Genomic DNA, 17,155 nt, shown 5'->3' with positions numbered 1-17,155 from the left:
CCTCTATTCCTCATCAGGTACATGAATTTCCTTCATAACCATTTCCGTTTGCTTCGCCATAGCTTCTTCCAATGCAGCAAGGCTATTTAAATAGGCCGTTACATTCTGGGTCAGTTGTAACGCCCGCTTCTGCAGCATCGCTAATCCTGCAAATTCGGGATGCGAATCAGGCAGATCTCCAGCAATTGCCGCCATTTGCGTAGACACATGCCGATGTGTTTCTAAGATGAGTGCCATCTGGCTATGCGAAGCCGCAATATGAGAAACAATCTTCGTTACCCGCTCCTCCACGCAATCCCCTCCTACAACCTGTTTCACACTACGTTATGCAGCTTTCTGTAAAACGGTGCCTAAATGAACTGGGATGGATCCACACCCCATTTGTGAATAAACTTCTTGCGATTACGTCGCAGCAGAAGAAGCTTAGATCGACGACTGTTTTTCCGAAAACTGACACTTCCTCGATGATAAACGAAGCAATCGCCAGCTATGAGCAATTGATAGCCCGCTATTCGTGCGCGATAGCTGAAGTCATCGTCCTCATAATACCCGGGAGCAAATCTTTCATCCAAAAAACCTACCTGCTCGAACATCCCTCTCTTAAATAACAGGCAGAAGCCGACCAACCGCTTTGTTTCTCGCCATTTCCCAGGATCTACATGGTTATATTGATGGGCCATATTCGAAATTCCCGTGAAGGGGACACGGATTTTTTGCTTGCCAGTTACATGATTAGAGACAGGCCCTACCATGCCAATATCTTCACGACTATTTAAGCAGTTAAGCAGATTAGGAAGCCAATTTGGCGTGACGATTGTATCGTTATTCAAGAGCATTATGGTATCACCTTCAGCAAAACGCAACCCGTAATTACAAGCTGCAGGAAAACCGAGATTAGCAGGCAGCGCCACAAGCTTTACATTTTCACCACGACAGTAAGTTAATGTTCCGTCTTGTGAGCCATTATCAACAACAATAATTTCATAAGGCACGGTAGTGTGCTTACGGATGGATGCCACACAGGCTTTCAACAAAGCTAGACCATTAAACGTAGGAATAATTATGCTCGTAAGCTGCAAGTTCATGCCTCCTCGTTAATGTGCCATTTTCAATTCCTTTTTGGACATCCTGAAGAGAAGGAATAAGCTCCTCTGTACGGACGACCCTATCCCCCTCTATGAAAAGCAAGAAGTCCGACTGCGATATCTTCGCGGCCAGAGCTCTCGCGACATCTTGTTCGATTGGTTCGGGATGATGAACAATAATTGCGCGGGAATGCCCTCTGACCTTGTCGATTGTGCGGTCTTTCGAGCCATGATCAAAAACGATGATTTCCTTCAGCGGTAAACGCTTCAACTGCTCCAGCACGTGAAGGATGGTTCGTTCTGCATTGGAAGCTATAATAATCGCACCGACAGGATAGACACTTGTCCTACTTACCCTATTTAGCGATCGCTTAGGCTTAACGACTAATCGACGTAGCGGCTTCTTAACGAGATGTCGTTTTCTTCTCTTCCTAATAGAAACCAGAATTCGTTTCTTGCGGTTTAGTTTCACCAACTAGGCTCACCTCATGTCTTGACTTTATGCGATCGTCGGATTCGTGAGCTCCCACGTATATCCCTGTGCGAAGCCTTCGCCGTAGGCGACATTATAAGCTTCATTGAATGCCCGATCATAAGCCTGTTGGGCTCTCCTTGCTCTAGGACTTTGAATGATGCGGCGTTTGACTTTAGGGCGGCGAGCTACAATTCGACTACCCTTGCGTCTAGGAAATCGGATCAGACGACGATCTAATCTACGTTTCCCCTTTCGTCCCGATACGGGCCTAACACGACGAATGGATCGTCCCTTTTTTCTAATAATAATCCGTTTTTTTAGACCCAGCTTTCTTGGCGATCCCACTCGCTTAGACCGAATCTTCCTGCTAACAATCACCTTGCTTACCTTTTTTTTCGTGATCAAGTTCCAACACCTCCACTTTCTAAAATACGTCTTCTCGCTATCCCCTATCTAGGCCCAAAAATGACAGAAAGCATTGTAATTAAACGATTTGTGTAGGTATGATCGCGCATCGTCCGATACAATCCCCGCATGGCAATCAATTTACGTTCCTCTTCGTTAATTAAATAGTGATTCATTTTGTTCAGCATTTCTTCCGGTGACGCATACGTCACGATATCATAATCGGGTGTATAGAAATTGACTAAATCATCCCGAATATCCGTCAATTGAAAGGCGCCGCAACCAGAAATTTCGAATGTCCGGGGATTAGGCGAGGCACCGCTTATTCGGCGAGAGTTATGGTTCCACGCTTGGTCATCGAAGGCGCGATGCATATTAATGACAATACTCGCCCCGTTATAAAACGTGGCCGTTTGGTCTGGCGACATCCACGTATTCAATTGTATTTGCGGTGCAAGCAGACGATATTGCTTCAGACGTTCCCACCATATCCCAGAGATAATGACACGTTTGGTCGCTAAATACGGAGCAATCCGATTGAACATGGCCACCCGATTCCAATAGGCCGAACCAATAAAACATATATCGCGGTATAGACCACTCGGCACAGGCCTTGGTCGAAACATCTCTGGTTGAAAGGCTAACGGCAAGTAATGAACCTGCCTGCCCCCCATCTCCTGATAGAACTGTACACAATTAACTTCCAATGTGAATAAGAAATCATAGTGCTTCGCAAACGCAGCTGTAATATCCGTGTAATAGGGATCGTCCGTTAACCAAATGGCTGTCCGAATGCCCATATGGCGGACACGATCAACAACATTCAGAGATAGGTTCATCCCTTCCAAAACAATCATCACATCAGGCCGGTACTTGGCTGCCATGGTTTCGACATTGTCTTTGGGATGACCGATATGCGTCGCATCTTTCTCACAGTTCCCGACGATTAATTCGCGAACTAACGGACGAAGGCTGTTCATAACCGCGATATCCAATGGCTCGTAAGGGTAGCCTTTACCCGAAGTAACGAACAACACACGCACATCCCAAACAGGACTTGGTGCTCTGTCACGAACCGCCTTTTGGATAATCGCTTCACATTGTCCCAATCTGAGACCATTCGCATGACCTAATTGATAGCCGTCAGCAAGTCCTCGTTCTCGCGCATGCGCATCATTGATAAATTTCATTCATTTCAACTCCCTTCTAAGCAAATACAAGATTGAGCAGCTTACCTAATCGATCAGCAAACGAATGCTCCATTCGCGTTCTTCTCAACCCGCCCACTGCAATACGTAATCGATCCTCTTCATGAGTTAAATAATGACTCATTTTATGGAGGAGTTCACCTGTATGATGAAAGGTTTCAATTTCATGACCTGGTTGGTAGTACTGTTCCAAATCTTGACGGTAATCCGTTATCTGCAGCGTGCCGCATCCTGCAATCTCATACGTTCTAGGATTAATCGAATATCCTGGAATATTTCTACTGTTTTTATTGTAGGTTTCATCGTAGGTGAGTCGATGGATATTCAAGACTATTTTGGCCCCGTTATAATACTTTACGGACTCCTCGATCGGTACCCAATGCGGCTTAATCCCATGTTGGAGCAGCCTATAGTGAGCTAATCGATCCCACAATCCACCGGCAATGACCACCTTTTTCCCTATTAAAAAGGGGGTTATCTCGTTGAATAGGGCGATTCGGTTGGGAAATCCCATGCCAATAAAGCAAATATCGCTTCGATACGCTGGACTAACAGGCTGGGGTTTAAACACAGCTGGATTAGCTGCTAAAGGCAAGTAGTGAACTTGCCGGCAGCCGTTCCCTTGATAGAAAGGTACACAGGACATTTCGTGCGTAAATACATAATCATAATGAGGAGATAATGCGGCTGTGTGGTCAGTAAAATAGGGATCGTCCGCAAACCAGATAGCGGTTCGAATCCCCATCTGCCTAACTAGATCAATATGATGAACATGATCAGCCGGGAAAACATGAAGACCATTCATCACGAGCACGAGATTCGGTTTATGCTCTCTTGCAAGCCGGAGCATATCCGCTGGTTGCGCTGCATAAACGACTCGGACGGTTTGCTGTAAGCCCTGAATGATGCCTTGGTCAATCGCAGGAAAGCCTTGAACGATATATAACACACTTGCTTCTCGAAGCGGAATGGGAGCTGGGTGGCAAGTGTCGAGTGCAAACTGGCATCTTCCCATACGAAAGCCATTTTCCCAACCCGCCTGAAATCCGAGGTTGCGTCCCTCCGCTATGCCGTTGCGAATCACCATGTTCCTTTCACCCTCTTCGCCATAACAGCTGTATCGTAATAATCAACCTGCAGAAAAAAATCAAGTGCCGATTGCCAATCTCGCATTGGCGTAAAACCATTGTCCCGCATTGCCTTGTGTGCGAATGCCGTGTACATCGGTCTTGGTGCTGGTGCTAGCGGAAATAAATGAGTAGGAACAGCCTTGACGGAAACATGTTCCATCCCTGCCGCTCGAAGAATGCGCAGGGCAAATTCATACCTGGAACATACACCTTGATTAGAGGCATGATAGAGACCATATCGGTCCGTTTCGATGAGTTCACGAATAAATATAGCCAGATCCAAGCAATAGGTCGGAGAGCCAAATTGATCATCCACGATGGAAAGTGTCGGATGTACTCGCGCCTTTTCCAATACCTTGGTTACAAAATTGGTTCCCTTCATGCCATATAACCAAGAGGTTCGTACGATAAAATGGTTGGCGCAGGTCATCGCAACAAATTTCTCCCCAAGATGCTTGGAGTGTCCGTAGACATTGAGCGGATTGGGCGCATCTTTCTCGTCATAAGGAATATCCTTTGTTCCATCGAACACATAATCCGTACTGACATAGACAAGCTTAGCCCCAAGAATTTCACAAGCCTTCGCGATATAAAGAGCACCCATTGCGTTCACTTGATAGGCAATTTCTTTCTCCCGTTCTGCCTTATCTACATTCGTATAGGCAGCAGCATGCACAACAACGTCCGGTCGTTCGTTCAATAGCATCTCCTTGACAACTTGTTCTTGACTAACATCTAATTGGGCTTTATCCCAAGTAACGACCTCATGCATGGGGTTCAGCACCCGCTTAAGATCATAGCCTAATTGCCCGCCAGCCCCCGTAATCACTATTTTCAAGTGCGATCAGCTTCTTTATCTAATCGGTACGAACCGTCTGCAATACGGGCGTACCACTCGTTTTCATGTACATACCAGTCCAACGTCTTTTGAAGGCCTCTCTCAAACGAATAGGCCGGCGTCCAGCCTAAGTCGCGACGTATCTTCGAGCTATCCATCGCATATCGCCGATCATGTCCCAACCGATCCGCAACATATTGAATGAGCGAATCCGGTTTGCCCAACAGCCTTAGAATACGCCCGACAACCTCCAAATTCGTTCGCTCATTCTGACCGCCTATGTTGTACACGTCCCCAGGTACACCAGCTACAATCACTCGTTCAATGGCAGAGCAATGATCGTCTACATACAACCAGTCTCGTACATGCAATCCATCACCGTATAGGGGTATTGATTCATCACGAAGGGCACGAGTAATTAAGAGAGGGATCAGCTTTTCGGGAAATTGGCGGGGACCATAATTGTTGGAGCAACGAGTAATCACTGCTGGAAATCCATATGTTTCATAATAAGATCTAACGAGCAGATCAGAGCCCGCTTTACTTGCGGAGTAAGGAGAATTCGGAGCTATTGGCGTCTCTTCACTGAAAGCCCCCTCAGCCCCAAGTGAGCCGTAAACCTCATCTGTGGAAATATGAATAAACTTCTTCACCTGCCGCTGACGTGCAGCTTCAATCAGAATTTGAGTGCCAACTACATTGGTCATCACAAAGCTTCCTGGGTTATGAATACTTCGATCCACATGGGACTCTGCTGCAAAGTGAACAACCACATCGACTCCTTGCATCAACCTCATCATGAGTGCCTCGTTGCCAATATCCCCATGTACAAATTCATAACCAGCTTGCCCAGTAATTAGCCTGACGTTGTCCTTATTTCCTGCATACGTAAGTAAGTCAAGATTGATCACATGATCCCCTGGATGATGTTGCTTCCAATAATGAATAAAGTTACTTCCAATAAACCCCATGCCACCCGTGACAAGCAACAATTGCATTAGTTGTTCTCCTTCCTGACTAAAAGAGTGGCCTGAAAGAGCGATTCATGTGTCCCCGCATCAATCCACCATCCTGTGAGAAACTTATGGGAGAGCGCGCTTGACGCCGCATATACATTATTTACATCTGTGATTTCCATCTCGCCTCGTGCAGAAGGTGACTGCGATTTAATAATGCTAAACACAGAGGAATCATATAAATAAATACCTGTAACCGCATAGGATGAGCTCGGATCCTCCGGCTTTTCGTCAATCCGTACAATTTGCTCCTTCTTCATCTGAGCTACGCCATACCGTCTAGGATCCTCTACCTCTTTTAAAATGACCATGGCCCCTTCGGTCTGATGCTTATAGGCTTCAATCATAGGCACAAGTGGATCTTGGAATAAGTTATCCCCTAGAATAACAACGAATTTCTCACCCTCCAGCACGAAGTCCTCTGCCAAAGACAAGGCTTGCGCAATCCCACCGGCTTTCTCTTGAATCTTATAAGTCAGATTGACACCGAACATTTCACCACTGCCCAAATAATCTAGAAATAAGCCGGCAGATTGTTTCCCGGTGATGATGAGTATATCCTGAACACCTGCATGGCTTAGTTTATTAATGGCGTATTGAATCATGGGCAGATCACCAACAGGAAGCAAATGTTTATTGATTATATGCGTCAAAGGGCGTAAACGACTTCCCGTTCCTCCTACAAGTACCACACCTTTCACAAGTCATCCCCCTTCACGAGCATTCGTAAGTTTCGTATGGTGCGTAGTCACAGCCATTTCTACTATCATATGCTTTCGTAATAGACGGAAATTGGACGAACAACCCTAAATTGAAAATTGGTCATCTATCTATCGAATAGCAGAAAAACAAAAAACGGTAGTCTCGCATAGGATGCGAAACACCGTTTTTGTGTACTGCTCTAAAGACGCAAGGTTAATTACTTTTACCAATCGCCATCCAATTTACGATCCCTTGCTGATCAGGTGAAAATTTAGCTCGAATAATGGACAGTACCGCGCTGCCCGTAGACTTCTGACTGACAATAACATAGCAAGCCGGATGATTCGTAATCGCTGTTAACACATAATTGGTATCCGTGTATGCCTCTTCGAAATTGAGTACCAGCTCAATGGTCTCATCCTGGATCTTCATGACAAATGGCTCAAGTCCAAACTGCTGTAACACATTTCTTTGCTTCGAAGGGGTTCGCACAACACTATCTGACATTTTCGCCACGGTTAGCGAGGCGTCTGCGATATGTTCATTCGTGATCGTTCCAGATTGCAGCTTAGTTCCATCCACACTGCTAGGTGCAAGATGGAAATCAGTTACTGCCCATTGTGACAGCTTATAACTATTTACACTGCCATCTGCAAGTTTAGCTGTATCGATTGCACCATCGATAATTTTGCTGGTATCGACACTGTTAGCGGATAGCTTCGAGCCTGTCACAGCTTCATCTGCAAGGTGATCACTATTCACCGTGCCTACTACGAGTTTACTGCTGTCCACACTGCTTGGTGCTAGCTTATCACCGGTGACGGCTTCATCTTGAAGGTGCTCGCTTCCAATCGCTTCAGAGGATACTTTCGAGCTGTCCACGCTGCCACCCAGCAGCTTCCACCCATCAATAGAACCAGGAGCAAGATGGCTGCTTGTCACAGAGCCCAAGGCGAGTTTCAAGCCATCAATGATAAAGTCCGATAAATGTTCTCGTTGAATCGCACCATAGACAATTTTACTGCTATCTACACTTCCTGATGCCAGCTTAGAGGTATCAACAGAATGATCAACCAGATGCTCACTGTTCACAGCCCCTGCTCCCAGCTTGCTTCCATCCACGCATCCTGGAGCCAATTTCATCCCATATACAGCTTGATCAGCCAAATGGTAGTTATTCACCGAGCCAGACACCAATTTACTGCTATCTACCGAGTTCACTGCCAGCTTTTCATTATCAATAGCGCCTGCCACGAGGTGCTGATTACTCACAGAACCAAGCGCAAGCTTCGTGCCATTCACCACTCCCAGTGATAAATGTTCATCCGTGATAGCGCCAGGCATAATTTTCGAACTGTCTACGCTGTCTTTCGCCAGCTTCGTCCCAACGACTGCACCTTCTGAAAGATGCTCACTATTGATCGCACGTAAAGCAACTTTCGAGCTAATAACGACCCCGTCTGCCAAATGTCGTGCGACAACTGCACCAGCTGCCAGCTTGCTGCCATGTACACTTTCATTTGCTAATTTCGAAGCCGTGATAGAACCATCTGTAATGTGCTCTGCGTTCACCGCTTTGTTCGAAAGCTTAAGACTGGTCACACTTCCATCAGCCAGCTTATCTGTTGTCACAGCTTGATTCTCTAGCTTCGAGTTCGTCACGGCTTGATCTTCAATGATTCTCGTGGTTACCGATTCTGCTTGGAGATGCTGTGTACCTACAGCCCCATTCGCAAGCTTATCCTCGGTGACTGCACCGTCTGTTAAGGTATCCGTCGAAATGGAGTTTTCCTGCAACTTGCTTCCTACCAGACTTCGGTCTGCAAATACATCCAGCGTTATGGAGCCTTTGCCCAAATGCTCCGAAGTAATCGTCCCCGGTTTAATATGGGTTCCTTCTATGATGCCATCTTGCAGATGGCGTGATTCAATCGACATCGGCGCAATTTTGGCCGTGGTTACGGCTTCTTCTGCAATTTTACTCGTTGTAATGGTTTCTTCTTGGATATGCCTAGTTGTAATGGCTTCGTCTGCAATATGGTTGCGATGAATCGCGTACAAATCGATTTGCTGCTCACCTATGGCACCTTTAGCGATGTGTCCGCCAGTAATGATTTCCTCCTGAAGATGAGCTGCGAGTATGTTGCGGGAGGCAATTTTACTGGAAGTTACACTTTCATCCTTTAGTTTTGAATTAACTACACTGCCATCTGCTAATTTATCCGTCGAGACCGAACCAGCCCCAAGCTTAGAATTAGACACGACATTTTCTTCCAAATGTTCTGTTTTTACCATGTGTGAACCGATATGTTTGGCAATAATGGCACCTTGTGCAAGTTTATCCGTTGTTACCGCACCGTCTTGCAATTTGCTGCTAGAAACGACTTGATCATTCAAATGAACAGACTCAATGGCATGTGGAGTAATATGTCTGCTTGCTACAAGCTGCTCACCTAATTTAGCAACGGTGATTGCACCATCTTGAATCAGCTTGGAATCTATGGCGCCTTCTCCAATATGTTTAGTCCGAATTGCTTGATCAGCTATGTGATAGCTGGTTATTTCAGCAGCCTCAATATGAATGCCTCTCACCGCGGATTGCGCGATATGCATCGAATCTACGGCACGCTGAGCTAGCTTAGGACCCGTTACTGCCTGATCAACCAGAATGTCACTTGTAATCGACGCATGATCGAAATGCTCACTCGAAATGCTCTGGCCCTTGATATGGATCGAGCTAATGCTGCCAATCCCCAACTTATCTTCCGTGATGGCACCATCTCTAATTTTATCAGAGGTGATCGAAGCATCCATGAGTTTAGCCGTGTCAATGATATAATTGGCCAAATGCTTCGTCTGTACAGCACCACTAAGAATTTTATCTGACGTGATCGCTTGTTGATCAATCAATTCACTTGTAATGATCAGTTCCGATAAATGTTGTGGCAAAATGGCACCATCTGCCAATTTCGTGGCATCCACCGATTTATCTGCAATTTTGGTGGTTGTAATGCTGCTATCGAACAGCTTTCCGCCAGACAATGTATTATCTTGAATTTTATCTCCCGCTAAACTGTTTGGAGCAACATGTTCATCATGGATGGCTTGGTTGGCAATTTTCGGACGCGTTACACTTGCCTGGGCTAGTTTGGCATGTTCAATGGCACCATCCTTGAGCGATTTGGCACCAATGCTAAACGGTTTAATTTTCGTATCATCTATCGACCGGCTTGCAATTTTGTCCCAGGTTACCGCTTCATCTACAATGTCGTCCGTATAGACAACAGGGTCAACGAATTTACCAGTTTTACGTTCACTTAGTAATAAATCAGGTGTGATCTGCTCGGTAACCTTGGATACTTGCAAGACTTTGATTGGCTCTGTTTTCTCAACAGGTGATGGATTCGTTTTCGCGATTAGTTTGGGCTGATCTATCACTTTCTCTTGCTTTATTGGTGCTTCATCGAGCCATTTTAATTCATTCATGTTGGAGTTCACTTTATGCACGTTCGCCTTCTGGGTGCTGCTGCTCTTACGCTTATTCATATGACTCCTCTCCATTCCCCAAGAATTCTCATTGGTAACATATTCATTCTCACCTTAATAAGTACATTAGCCCCCAAAAATGTGCGCTAACCTAGACAAGAGCCGTTTCCTTCAACATTTGATTGTACAAAGCTGACCTCACCTCAGCAGCTCTTTGCCACGTGAACTTTTCTTTCACCCTGCTAATCCCGTTCTCTCCTAACTTACACTGTAAGCTCTCATCCTTCAGTAAACGCACAATCGTTATAGGGAGTTCCGTTCGAATGGCAGCTAGATCAATTAAGCAGCCAGTTTGTTCGTCTTCAACAACCTCTTGAATCCCGCCTACTTTGGTTGCGACTACGGGAACACCCGCTGCCATTGCCTCTACATTGACAAGTCCGAAAGCTTCATTTCCAATCGAAGGGACGACTAGAATCTCGGCGATTCGAATCCATTTTGGCATATCTTGATGCTTCACATACGGAATGAATGTCACATGATTCGGCATGGTCTTGGCTGCTTTCATGAGTTGTCTTACATATTTCGTTACTTTTTTGGAGCCATAAAAGGCCGCCCCCACGATAACCAACTTGGCTGTTGGTTCACTTTGAATGACACTTTTCATCGCATCAAGCAAATGGTGAACACCTTTCTGTGGAATTAATCGCCCTACAAATAAAATAATTTTACGATTCTCACAATCGATCCGCTTACGCATGACATTCCGTGATTCACTAATTTCCACTGTCCATTTGGATGTAAACTGACTGATATCCACACCTAAATAATGCGTGACTATTTTGTGAGCAGCACTCGGTACGAGTTGCTGCAGAAATCTCTTTAGAAAGTCACTATTGACGATAATGACATCAGCTGCACGCAAATAAGCAGTTAACGCTTTCGCGGAAATATACGGCTTCGTAATAAATGAAGTGGAATGGAGGACGAGACTTATCATGACATTTGGATATCGTTTACGAAGAAAACGAAGAAAACGCGGCCGGTTTTCCACTTGAATAATGCCAGGATTCAAGTGCGAAATCTGCGTATCAAGGTGTGACAAATAGGAGGTTGGCCCTCGATACCGTACTCTTCGATAGGTTACACCACGCCTATTTTCATGCCACGGTTGATAGGACGTCTTCCGCCCAAGAACGTACACAGGCATGCTCTTGGCCAATTGCTCCGCTGTCTTCTGAACTACCTGCTCAACTGAGCTGCTAGTCCCCGAAGGTATAGGAAAGGATCCGGGTGTGACAATGACCAGACGGTTCGATGGGGGCTTTGATTTTTTCAATTTCTGACCCTCCTGGAAACAATGAGGCGTAAATCTAGCCTCATTTTTCTTCTTCCTTCTATACATATGCGGATATATGGCTAAAGCATGGGCATCTGTCCTGATTTTCCAAGAAAGAATCAGCATTTGTACAAACAAGCAGGACACCTTTTCCATAAACTAAGAGTGATTCGGTTTTCGGAGAACATTCAAGCCCCAATTAGAGAGGGAGTGAAGTCAATGAGTAATCCCTATGTGGGTATTTTAGTTAACGATTCCTTGTTTGCAGGTATTCCTCTAGGGAACACACACTACGAAGCTATTCGTTTTTACGAGGATGCTGGCAAACTCTATGGCCTAACGCCTTGTTATTTCCGAATTCAAGATGTTCATTTGAAAACAATGAAAGTACATGCGTATGTTCAGGATGGTCAGCAGTTCAAAAGAAAATGGTCAGATCTACCTAAAGTCATTCATAATCGGGCCATTTATTTGGACGCTGCTTCTGCGAGAATTTTGGGAGCATGGACGCAGCGAGGCGTTACGTTGTTTAATCATTGGAACCGCTATAGCAAAATGCGTATACATGATCTATTAATGAAAAATGAGAGCCTACGCCCCCATCTCCCCACTACATTTCCCGCTACAATTGAAAATGTTAAGGCCATGATGGCTTCGTATGACTCACTCATTATCAAACCAACCAACTCTAGCATCGGACGCGGTGTAATGAAATTAGAGCGCCAGGGGCATGGATGGAAGCTACTCTATCCCTTAAATATGAAGCTAGCCAATCGAACTTGGCGAACCTTCAAATTCCGTCAACAATTGCCTATCCTTCTCCGCCGGAGGATTCAAAGGAGCAGCTATATGGTTCAACAATGCTTGCCCCTTGCCACTGTCGAGGGACGTCCCTTTGATCTCCGCATTTCCGTTCAGCGTGGTGCAGATGGTGCCTGGGGCGTTACTGGCATTGTAGCCAAGGTTGCCTCCGGCAAGCACTTCCTCACGAATGTCGCGCAAGGCGGGACATTGAAATCGTTATCCGATATTTTGAATGATCACTATCCGCAGCTTGATCCAGTGACCGTATGTCTCCAGATGACGAATTTCGCTATCTTGGTCGCCCAGCATCTCAGCACAGAATTGCCGAATTTAGCTGATTTAGGACTCGATATTGCCATGACAAATGATGGGTTCCCTTTGTTTATCGAATGCAATAGCAAGGATCAACGTTACAGCTTCCGTGAAGCAGACATGCAAGATTGTTGGAAGGCTACCTACTTCAACCCCATGGCCTATGCCAAATTCATCCTAGGTGGCGGCACGCCTCCTTGCTAAGTAACCAAAAACACCGTACCTCCGAGATTTTTCTCGGTGATACGGTGTTTTTTACCTATTTGACGCCGAGCGGAGCGAGCACGCGCTGCACTTCAGCGTTCAGCAGCTTCGGATCCGGAGCTGTCACAGGATGATCCTCAATCTTATACTTTTGCTTCAGCTTATAGACTTGCGCTACACTTTGGTCAATCGTGTCCATCGGAATCCGACCCGCTTGAACAGCGTCACGCAATGCACGTATGACAGCGATCGCTTTCTGCGGATCGTGACCCACCATCACGACATTGGAACCCGCAAGAACGGATTTCACAGAGGCTTCACCTATTTCATAATTTTCCGCAATGGCACCCATCGTCATATCATCTGTCATTATGAGCCCCTTAAAGCCAAGCTCTTTGCGTAGAAGATCCGAGATGATGGTCTTCGACATCGAAGCGGGATACTTCGTATCTATTTTAGGCAGCAGAATATGCGCGACCATAATGGCATCTGCCTGATGTTTGATCGCATCAGCAAAGGGAATCAGCTCGAGCTTTCGCAAGCGAGCGAGGTCATTTTGAACAACAGGCAGGCCAATATGTGAATCTACAGCGGTATCGCCATGTCCCGGAAAATGCTTCACAACCGGAACGACCTTCATCTCTTGCAAGCCATTCATCATAGGTATACCGAAGCTGCTAACGAGAGTTGCAGTCGCACCAAAAGAGCGATCGCCTATAACCGGGTTTTTGGGATTGCTATTAATGTCCAGATCAGGAGCAAAATCCATATTAAGTCCATAGGCATTTAACTCTTTCCCCAGCAGTTGACCGATATTGCGGGCCAATTGGGTTTTCCCTGATTTGCCAATCGTCTGATTTGTCGGCGTTTTCGAAATTTCATCAGGCAGACGCGTTACCCTGCCGCCTTCTTCATCGACACCCAGCCAAAGCGGAAGCTTGTTCTCCGTATTCGTCTTTTTCAACTCATTGACTAAGCCAACCAATTGTTTCGTATCCTTCACATTCGGCTTGTACAGAATAATGCCACCCACATGATAGGTTGCAATCAATTCCCGTGCTTCTTCGTTCATACTATAATCATCGATACCCGCGATAATCATCTGACCGAGTTTCTCATCCAATGTCATTGTAGGAAGACCACTTGATGCCACTGGTGATGGAGCTGGAGGAGGAGCGGTCGTCGGGATGGGTGTAGAAGTTAGTACTGCTGACTGTGAAACATTTGCGGACGGCAAGCTTGGTACAGGTGCTCCACTTGGCTGAGCTTCATTGTGTGACATACACCCCGTCATAAGCAGCATAAGGCCGCCAACGCTTCCAATTCTACGTATTGTATGGGAGAACACTCGTTTCAATTCGTCACCTGCCTTTACTTTCACAATCAACTATAGAGTAGACGCTCCCTACATAGAAATCGTTGAATGGCCGATTCAATCACTTCGAAGTCCTTTCAGCAAACAATGCATCAAGACATAAATGCCATAAGCACCCAGATAAGCCCCAGTGAACAGAAACAGCTTATTCGTAAAAACAACATGAATATTGGTCATGAATACCGTATCATCCCGAAGGATTTGGTACACACTCAGGGAACTGATTGCACCAAATACATACGCACATAGAACGGCTGCTCCTGCGAATATAGGTTTGAAAGAATCAAGTAACCAAGCACTACACAGCATGACTATCGGAATCAAAATAACAAATACAACGATTATTATCGACATCTTCGTTATCACCTCTTCAACAGCATTGACGATTTTGCTGTCGAAAATACAGATAAAGCCATTGCGGTTCCTAAAATAAACGGCTACGCCGTCCTTTAAGGACGGGAGCGTTTATCCAAAAATATAGCCCAAGTATATGTGAAACTTATACGTTCTACTATTTCAAGGAAATGAGCAATAGGCAATTGATTCTTTTACCTTTCTGTGGCAAGATTAGCGAAGAACCGCTAATAGGAAACTATGTGCTTATGCCAGAGTCCCTCCTAACCAACGAATGAACAGGAGTTTATGATCTATGTCTAAACCTTTTTTCCGATTACTGACCGAGTTATCTTCACGCAAATGGGTCTCTCAAGTGACAGGTGCCATTGCCCGTTCCAAAATAAGCCGGCTATTTATCCCCCGTTTTGCCCAAACCTATGGCATTCGAATTGAAGATGCTGAGAAGCATATCAAGGATTATAAGTCCCTGAATGATTTCTTCACTCGCAGATTGAAACCAGGCTTGCGGCCGATCCACGAAGACACGACACGTGTTGTAAGTCCTGTTGATGCTATGATTACAGGTATTGGCGACATCAAAGAGGGCCAGATCGTCAATGTCAAAGGTCAAGACTATACAATTGACGAACTGCTTAACCGCTCACCGCGCACGGTGAACTACAATAATGGCTTTTATTTCGTCCTGTATCTGAGCCCAACAGACTATCACCGTATTCATTCGCCAATTTCAGGTGATATCCTGGAGAAAGAGCATGTACTCGGGAAAGTGTATCCCGTGAATGAGTTCGGCCTTCGTCACATGAAACGCGTGCTAAGCCGTAACGAGCGGCTGATTACCTTCATTCAACATGCAACCGGAGAAGTAGCCGTCGTCAAAGTCGGCGCACTGAATGTGAGCTCCATTCAATATGTGACACCTCTTCCGAACACGCTCGAGCGCGGTCAAGAGCTTGCTTATTTCGAGTTCGGCTCCACAGTCGTTCTGCTTTTTGAAGATGGGATGTTCGAACCACGTCCTGATCTAAAGCTAGGCTCTAAAGTTAAAATGGGTGAAGACCTCGGACGTTTCTTGGACACCTAGTCGGGAATCAGAACCTGAGAGGAGAATACCATGGCATCCATTTCAACACCATCTCCGAATCATAGCTCGAAGAGCTTGCAAGGAACGGGAGATATCAAACCTACAGTTTATCGGATTTTAATCGCGATCGGGCTTGTGCATTTGCTCAACGATTCCATTCAATCCGTCATTCCTGCCATTTTCCCCATTTTGAAAGATGAAATGGGGCTTAGCTACGCGCAAGTAGGCTGGGTGCAATTTGCCATTAACTTTACAGCATCGATTATGCAGCCTGTTGTTGGTCTCTACACGGACCGCAAGCCATCGCCGTATATGCTTCCGATAGGGATGACATCGACGTTGATCGGTATGCTGCTGCTAGCTTTCGCTCATTCCTATTGGGTTGTTCTCTTGTCTGTCTGTTTTGTCGGTCTAGGCTCGGCTGCCTTTCATCCAGAAGGATCGCGCGTTTCGCATATGGCCGCTGGAAGCCGCAAAGGTCTCGCCCAATCGATCTTCCAGGTTGGCGGCAATGCTGGGCAATCGTTGGCTCCGATTATGACCAAATGGATCTTCATTCCGTTAGGATTATTCGGATCGATCTGGTTCACAGGCGTCGCGGCTGTCGCGATCGCTGTACAATTGTACATAGCACGTTGGTACAAGGTTGTCCTTCAAGACGCGCCAGTGAAAGCCAAATCCGTCGTGAAGCGTGTCGTCAGCCCGCAGCGGCGTAAGCAAGTCATGTTCGCTATCAGTGTTTTGATTTTCCTTGTGTTTGTTCGTTCTTGGTATGGCGCTGCGATGAGCGGCTATTTCGCCTTCTTTCTTCAAGATACGTATCATATCACGATTGACCGCGCGCAGAATTTCATTTTCTTATTCCTAGCCGCTGGAGCTGTTGGCACTTTCTTTGGCGGGCCGATTGCAGACCGCTTCGGTAAGCGGAATGTCATCTTCTTTTCCATGCTAGGAGCTGCACCATTCGCCTTACTACTGCCTCATGTGTCTGTCACTTGGGCCTATGTGTTGCTCGTTATTATCGGTGTTATTCTTTTATCCAGCTTCTCCGTGATGGTGGTTTATGCACAAATGCTTTTTCCTGGCAAAGTAGGGACCGTTTCCGGTCTCGTCACAGGCTTAGGTTTTGGTCTTGGAGGCATCGGAAGCGTTGTGTTAGGTAACCTTTGTGATACCATCGGAACGGCCCGCGTCATGGAGCTATGTGCATTCTTGCCGCTGCTCGGAGTACTAACTTTCTTGCTTCCTTCGGATCGCAAGTTGAAGGAATGGACGGAAGAACAGGCGTAGCAACAACAAAAAAAGCAGTTCGGCACGCTGGATCACAGCGTAGTACCG

16 protein-coding genes are annotated in these 17,155 nt (G+C 45.9%); 3 read left to right on the top strand and 13 right to left on the bottom strand.

What is annotated here, in order from left to right:
- Window positions 1-3 precede the first annotated feature (3 nt).
- The 11 genes from AC58PQ_RS25200 to AC58PQ_RS25150 form a co-directional block, all read right to left on the bottom strand.
- On the bottom strand, window positions 4-291 hold the full coding sequence (locus AC58PQ_RS25200) for a nucleoside-diphosphate sugar epimerase (protein ID WP_497246506.1): 288 nt from the start codon (window positions 289-291) through the stop codon (window positions 4-6).
- Between the two features lie 59 nt (window positions 292-350).
- Complete coding sequence (locus AC58PQ_RS25195; protein ID WP_497246504.1) at window positions 351-1,085, bottom strand: glycosyltransferase family 2 protein; 735 nt, start codon at window positions 1,083-1,085, stop codon at window positions 351-353.
- On the bottom strand, window positions 1,045-1,557 hold the full coding sequence (locus AC58PQ_RS25190; protein WP_497246546.1) for a glycosyltransferase family A protein: 513 nt from the start codon (window positions 1,555-1,557) through the stop codon (window positions 1,045-1,047). The genes AC58PQ_RS25195 and AC58PQ_RS25190 overlap by 41 nt, the downstream gene beginning before the upstream one ends.
- Window positions 1,558-1,584: 27 nt before the next feature.
- Entirely contained in the window at window positions 1,585-1,965 is a 381-nt protein-coding gene (locus tag AC58PQ_RS25185; protein WP_497246502.1) for a hypothetical protein, read from the bottom strand.
- Between the two features lie 44 nt (window positions 1,966-2,009).
- Complete coding sequence (locus AC58PQ_RS25180) at window positions 2,010-3,155, bottom strand: CgeB family protein (RefSeq protein WP_497246500.1); 1,146 nt, start codon at window positions 3,153-3,155, stop codon at window positions 2,010-2,012.
- Window positions 3,156-3,171: 16 nt separating this feature from the next.
- Window positions 3,172-4,260 (bottom strand): CgeB family protein, encoded by a 1,089-nt coding sequence (locus AC58PQ_RS25175; RefSeq protein ID WP_497246498.1) that lies wholly within the window; start codon window positions 4,258-4,260, stop codon window positions 3,172-3,174.
- Window positions 4,254-5,132, bottom strand: coding sequence for a dTDP-4-dehydrorhamnose reductase (gene rfbD / locus AC58PQ_RS25170; protein WP_497246544.1), 879 nt, complete (start codon window positions 5,130-5,132; stop codon window positions 4,254-4,256). Before rfbD ends, AC58PQ_RS25175 begins: the two co-directional genes overlap by 7 nt.
- A 5-nt stretch (window positions 5,133-5,137) precedes the next feature.
- Window positions 5,138-6,139: a dTDP-glucose 4,6-dehydratase gene (gene rfbB, locus AC58PQ_RS25165; protein WP_497246496.1), complete on the bottom strand. Its 1,002-nt coding sequence runs from the start codon at window positions 6,137-6,139 to the stop codon at window positions 5,138-5,140.
- Window positions 6,139-6,858 carry a sugar phosphate nucleotidyltransferase gene (locus AC58PQ_RS25160; RefSeq protein ID WP_497246494.1) on the bottom strand — a complete coding sequence of 240 codons (720 nt, stop codon included), beginning with the start codon at window positions 6,856-6,858 and terminating at the stop codon, window positions 6,139-6,141. Before AC58PQ_RS25160 ends, rfbB begins: the two co-directional genes overlap by 1 nt.
- A 214-nt stretch (window positions 6,859-7,072) precedes the next feature.
- Window positions 7,073-10,405, bottom strand: coding sequence for a WIAG-tail domain (locus tag AC58PQ_RS25155; protein ID WP_497246492.1), 3,333 nt, complete (start codon window positions 10,403-10,405; stop codon window positions 7,073-7,075).
- Window positions 10,406-10,496: 91 nt separating this feature from the next.
- Window positions 10,497-11,684 (bottom strand): glycosyltransferase family 4 protein, encoded by a 1,188-nt coding sequence (locus tag AC58PQ_RS25150; protein WP_497246490.1) that lies wholly within the window; start codon window positions 11,682-11,684, stop codon window positions 10,497-10,499.
- Window positions 11,685-11,903: 219 nt separating this feature from the next.
- Between AC58PQ_RS25150 and AC58PQ_RS25145 the strand changes: the two genes are divergently transcribed.
- Entirely contained in the window at window positions 11,904-13,004 is a 1,101-nt protein-coding gene (locus tag AC58PQ_RS25145; RefSeq protein WP_497246488.1) for a YheC/YheD family endospore coat-associated protein, read from the top strand.
- A gap of 55 nt (window positions 13,005-13,059) precedes the next feature.
- Here the strand turns inward: AC58PQ_RS25145 and nagZ are convergent, their stop codons facing one another.
- Together nagZ and AC58PQ_RS25135 are read right to left on the bottom strand one after the other, a co-directional pair.
- On the bottom strand, window positions 13,060-14,385 hold the full coding sequence (gene nagZ / locus AC58PQ_RS25140; protein ID WP_497246542.1) for a beta-N-acetylhexosaminidase: 1,326 nt from the start codon (window positions 14,383-14,385) through the stop codon (window positions 13,060-13,062).
- Window positions 14,386-14,436: 51 nt separating this feature from the next.
- Window positions 14,437-14,733, bottom strand: coding sequence for a transposase (locus tag AC58PQ_RS25135; protein ID WP_497246486.1), 297 nt, complete (start codon window positions 14,731-14,733; stop codon window positions 14,437-14,439).
- A gap of 295 nt (window positions 14,734-15,028) precedes the next feature.
- Here AC58PQ_RS25135 and asd point away from each other — a divergent pair, with 295 nt between their 5' ends.
- Window positions 15,029-15,817: an archaetidylserine decarboxylase gene (gene asd, locus AC58PQ_RS25130; protein WP_497246484.1), complete on the top strand. Its 789-nt coding sequence runs from the start codon at window positions 15,029-15,031 to the stop codon at window positions 15,815-15,817.
- A gap of 30 nt (window positions 15,818-15,847) precedes the next feature.
- Window positions 15,848-17,107, top strand: coding sequence for an MFS transporter (locus AC58PQ_RS25125; RefSeq protein WP_497246482.1), 1,260 nt, complete (start codon window positions 15,848-15,850; stop codon window positions 17,105-17,107).
- The last annotated feature ends 48 nt before the right edge of the window (window positions 17,108-17,155 follow it).

The organism is Paenibacillus sp. J22P143 (genome assembly GCF_059692035.1).
Note: the sequence above shows the minus strand (reverse complement) of the source record. Positions and strands in the feature narration are given on the sequence as shown.

Bases quoted from the DNA above. Each gene is read 5' to 3' on its own strand.
- AC58PQ_RS25195 (WP_497246504.1), bottom strand. From the start codon at position 1,085: ATGAACTTGCAGCTTACGAGCATAATTATTCCTACGTTTAATGGTCTA.
- AC58PQ_RS25180 (WP_497246500.1), bottom strand. From the start codon at position 3,155: ATGAAATTTATCAATGATGCGCATGCGCGAGAACGAGGACTTGCTGAC.
- AC58PQ_RS25175 (WP_497246498.1), bottom strand. From the start codon at position 4,260: ATGGTGATTCGCAACGGCATAGCGGAGGGACGCAACCTCGGATTTCAG.
- rfbB (WP_497246496.1), bottom strand. From the start codon at position 6,139: ATGCAATTGTTGCTTGTCACGGGTGGCATGGGGTTTATTGGAAGTAAC.
- AC58PQ_RS25155 (WP_497246492.1), bottom strand. From the start codon at position 10,405: ATGAATAAGCGTAAGAGCAGCAGCACCCAGAAGGCGAACGTGCATAAA.
- AC58PQ_RS25145 (WP_497246488.1), top strand. From the start codon at position 11,904: ATGAGTAATCCCTATGTGGGTATTTTAGTTAACGATTCCTTGTTTGCA.
- AC58PQ_RS25135 (WP_497246486.1), bottom strand. From the start codon at position 14,733: ATGTCGATAATAATCGTTGTATTTGTTATTTTGATTCCGATAGTCATG.
- asd (WP_497246484.1), top strand. From the start codon at position 15,029: ATGTCTAAACCTTTTTTCCGATTACTGACCGAGTTATCTTCACGCAAA.
- AC58PQ_RS25125 (WP_497246482.1), top strand. From the start codon at position 15,848: ATGGCATCCATTTCAACACCATCTCCGAATCATAGCTCGAAGAGCTTG.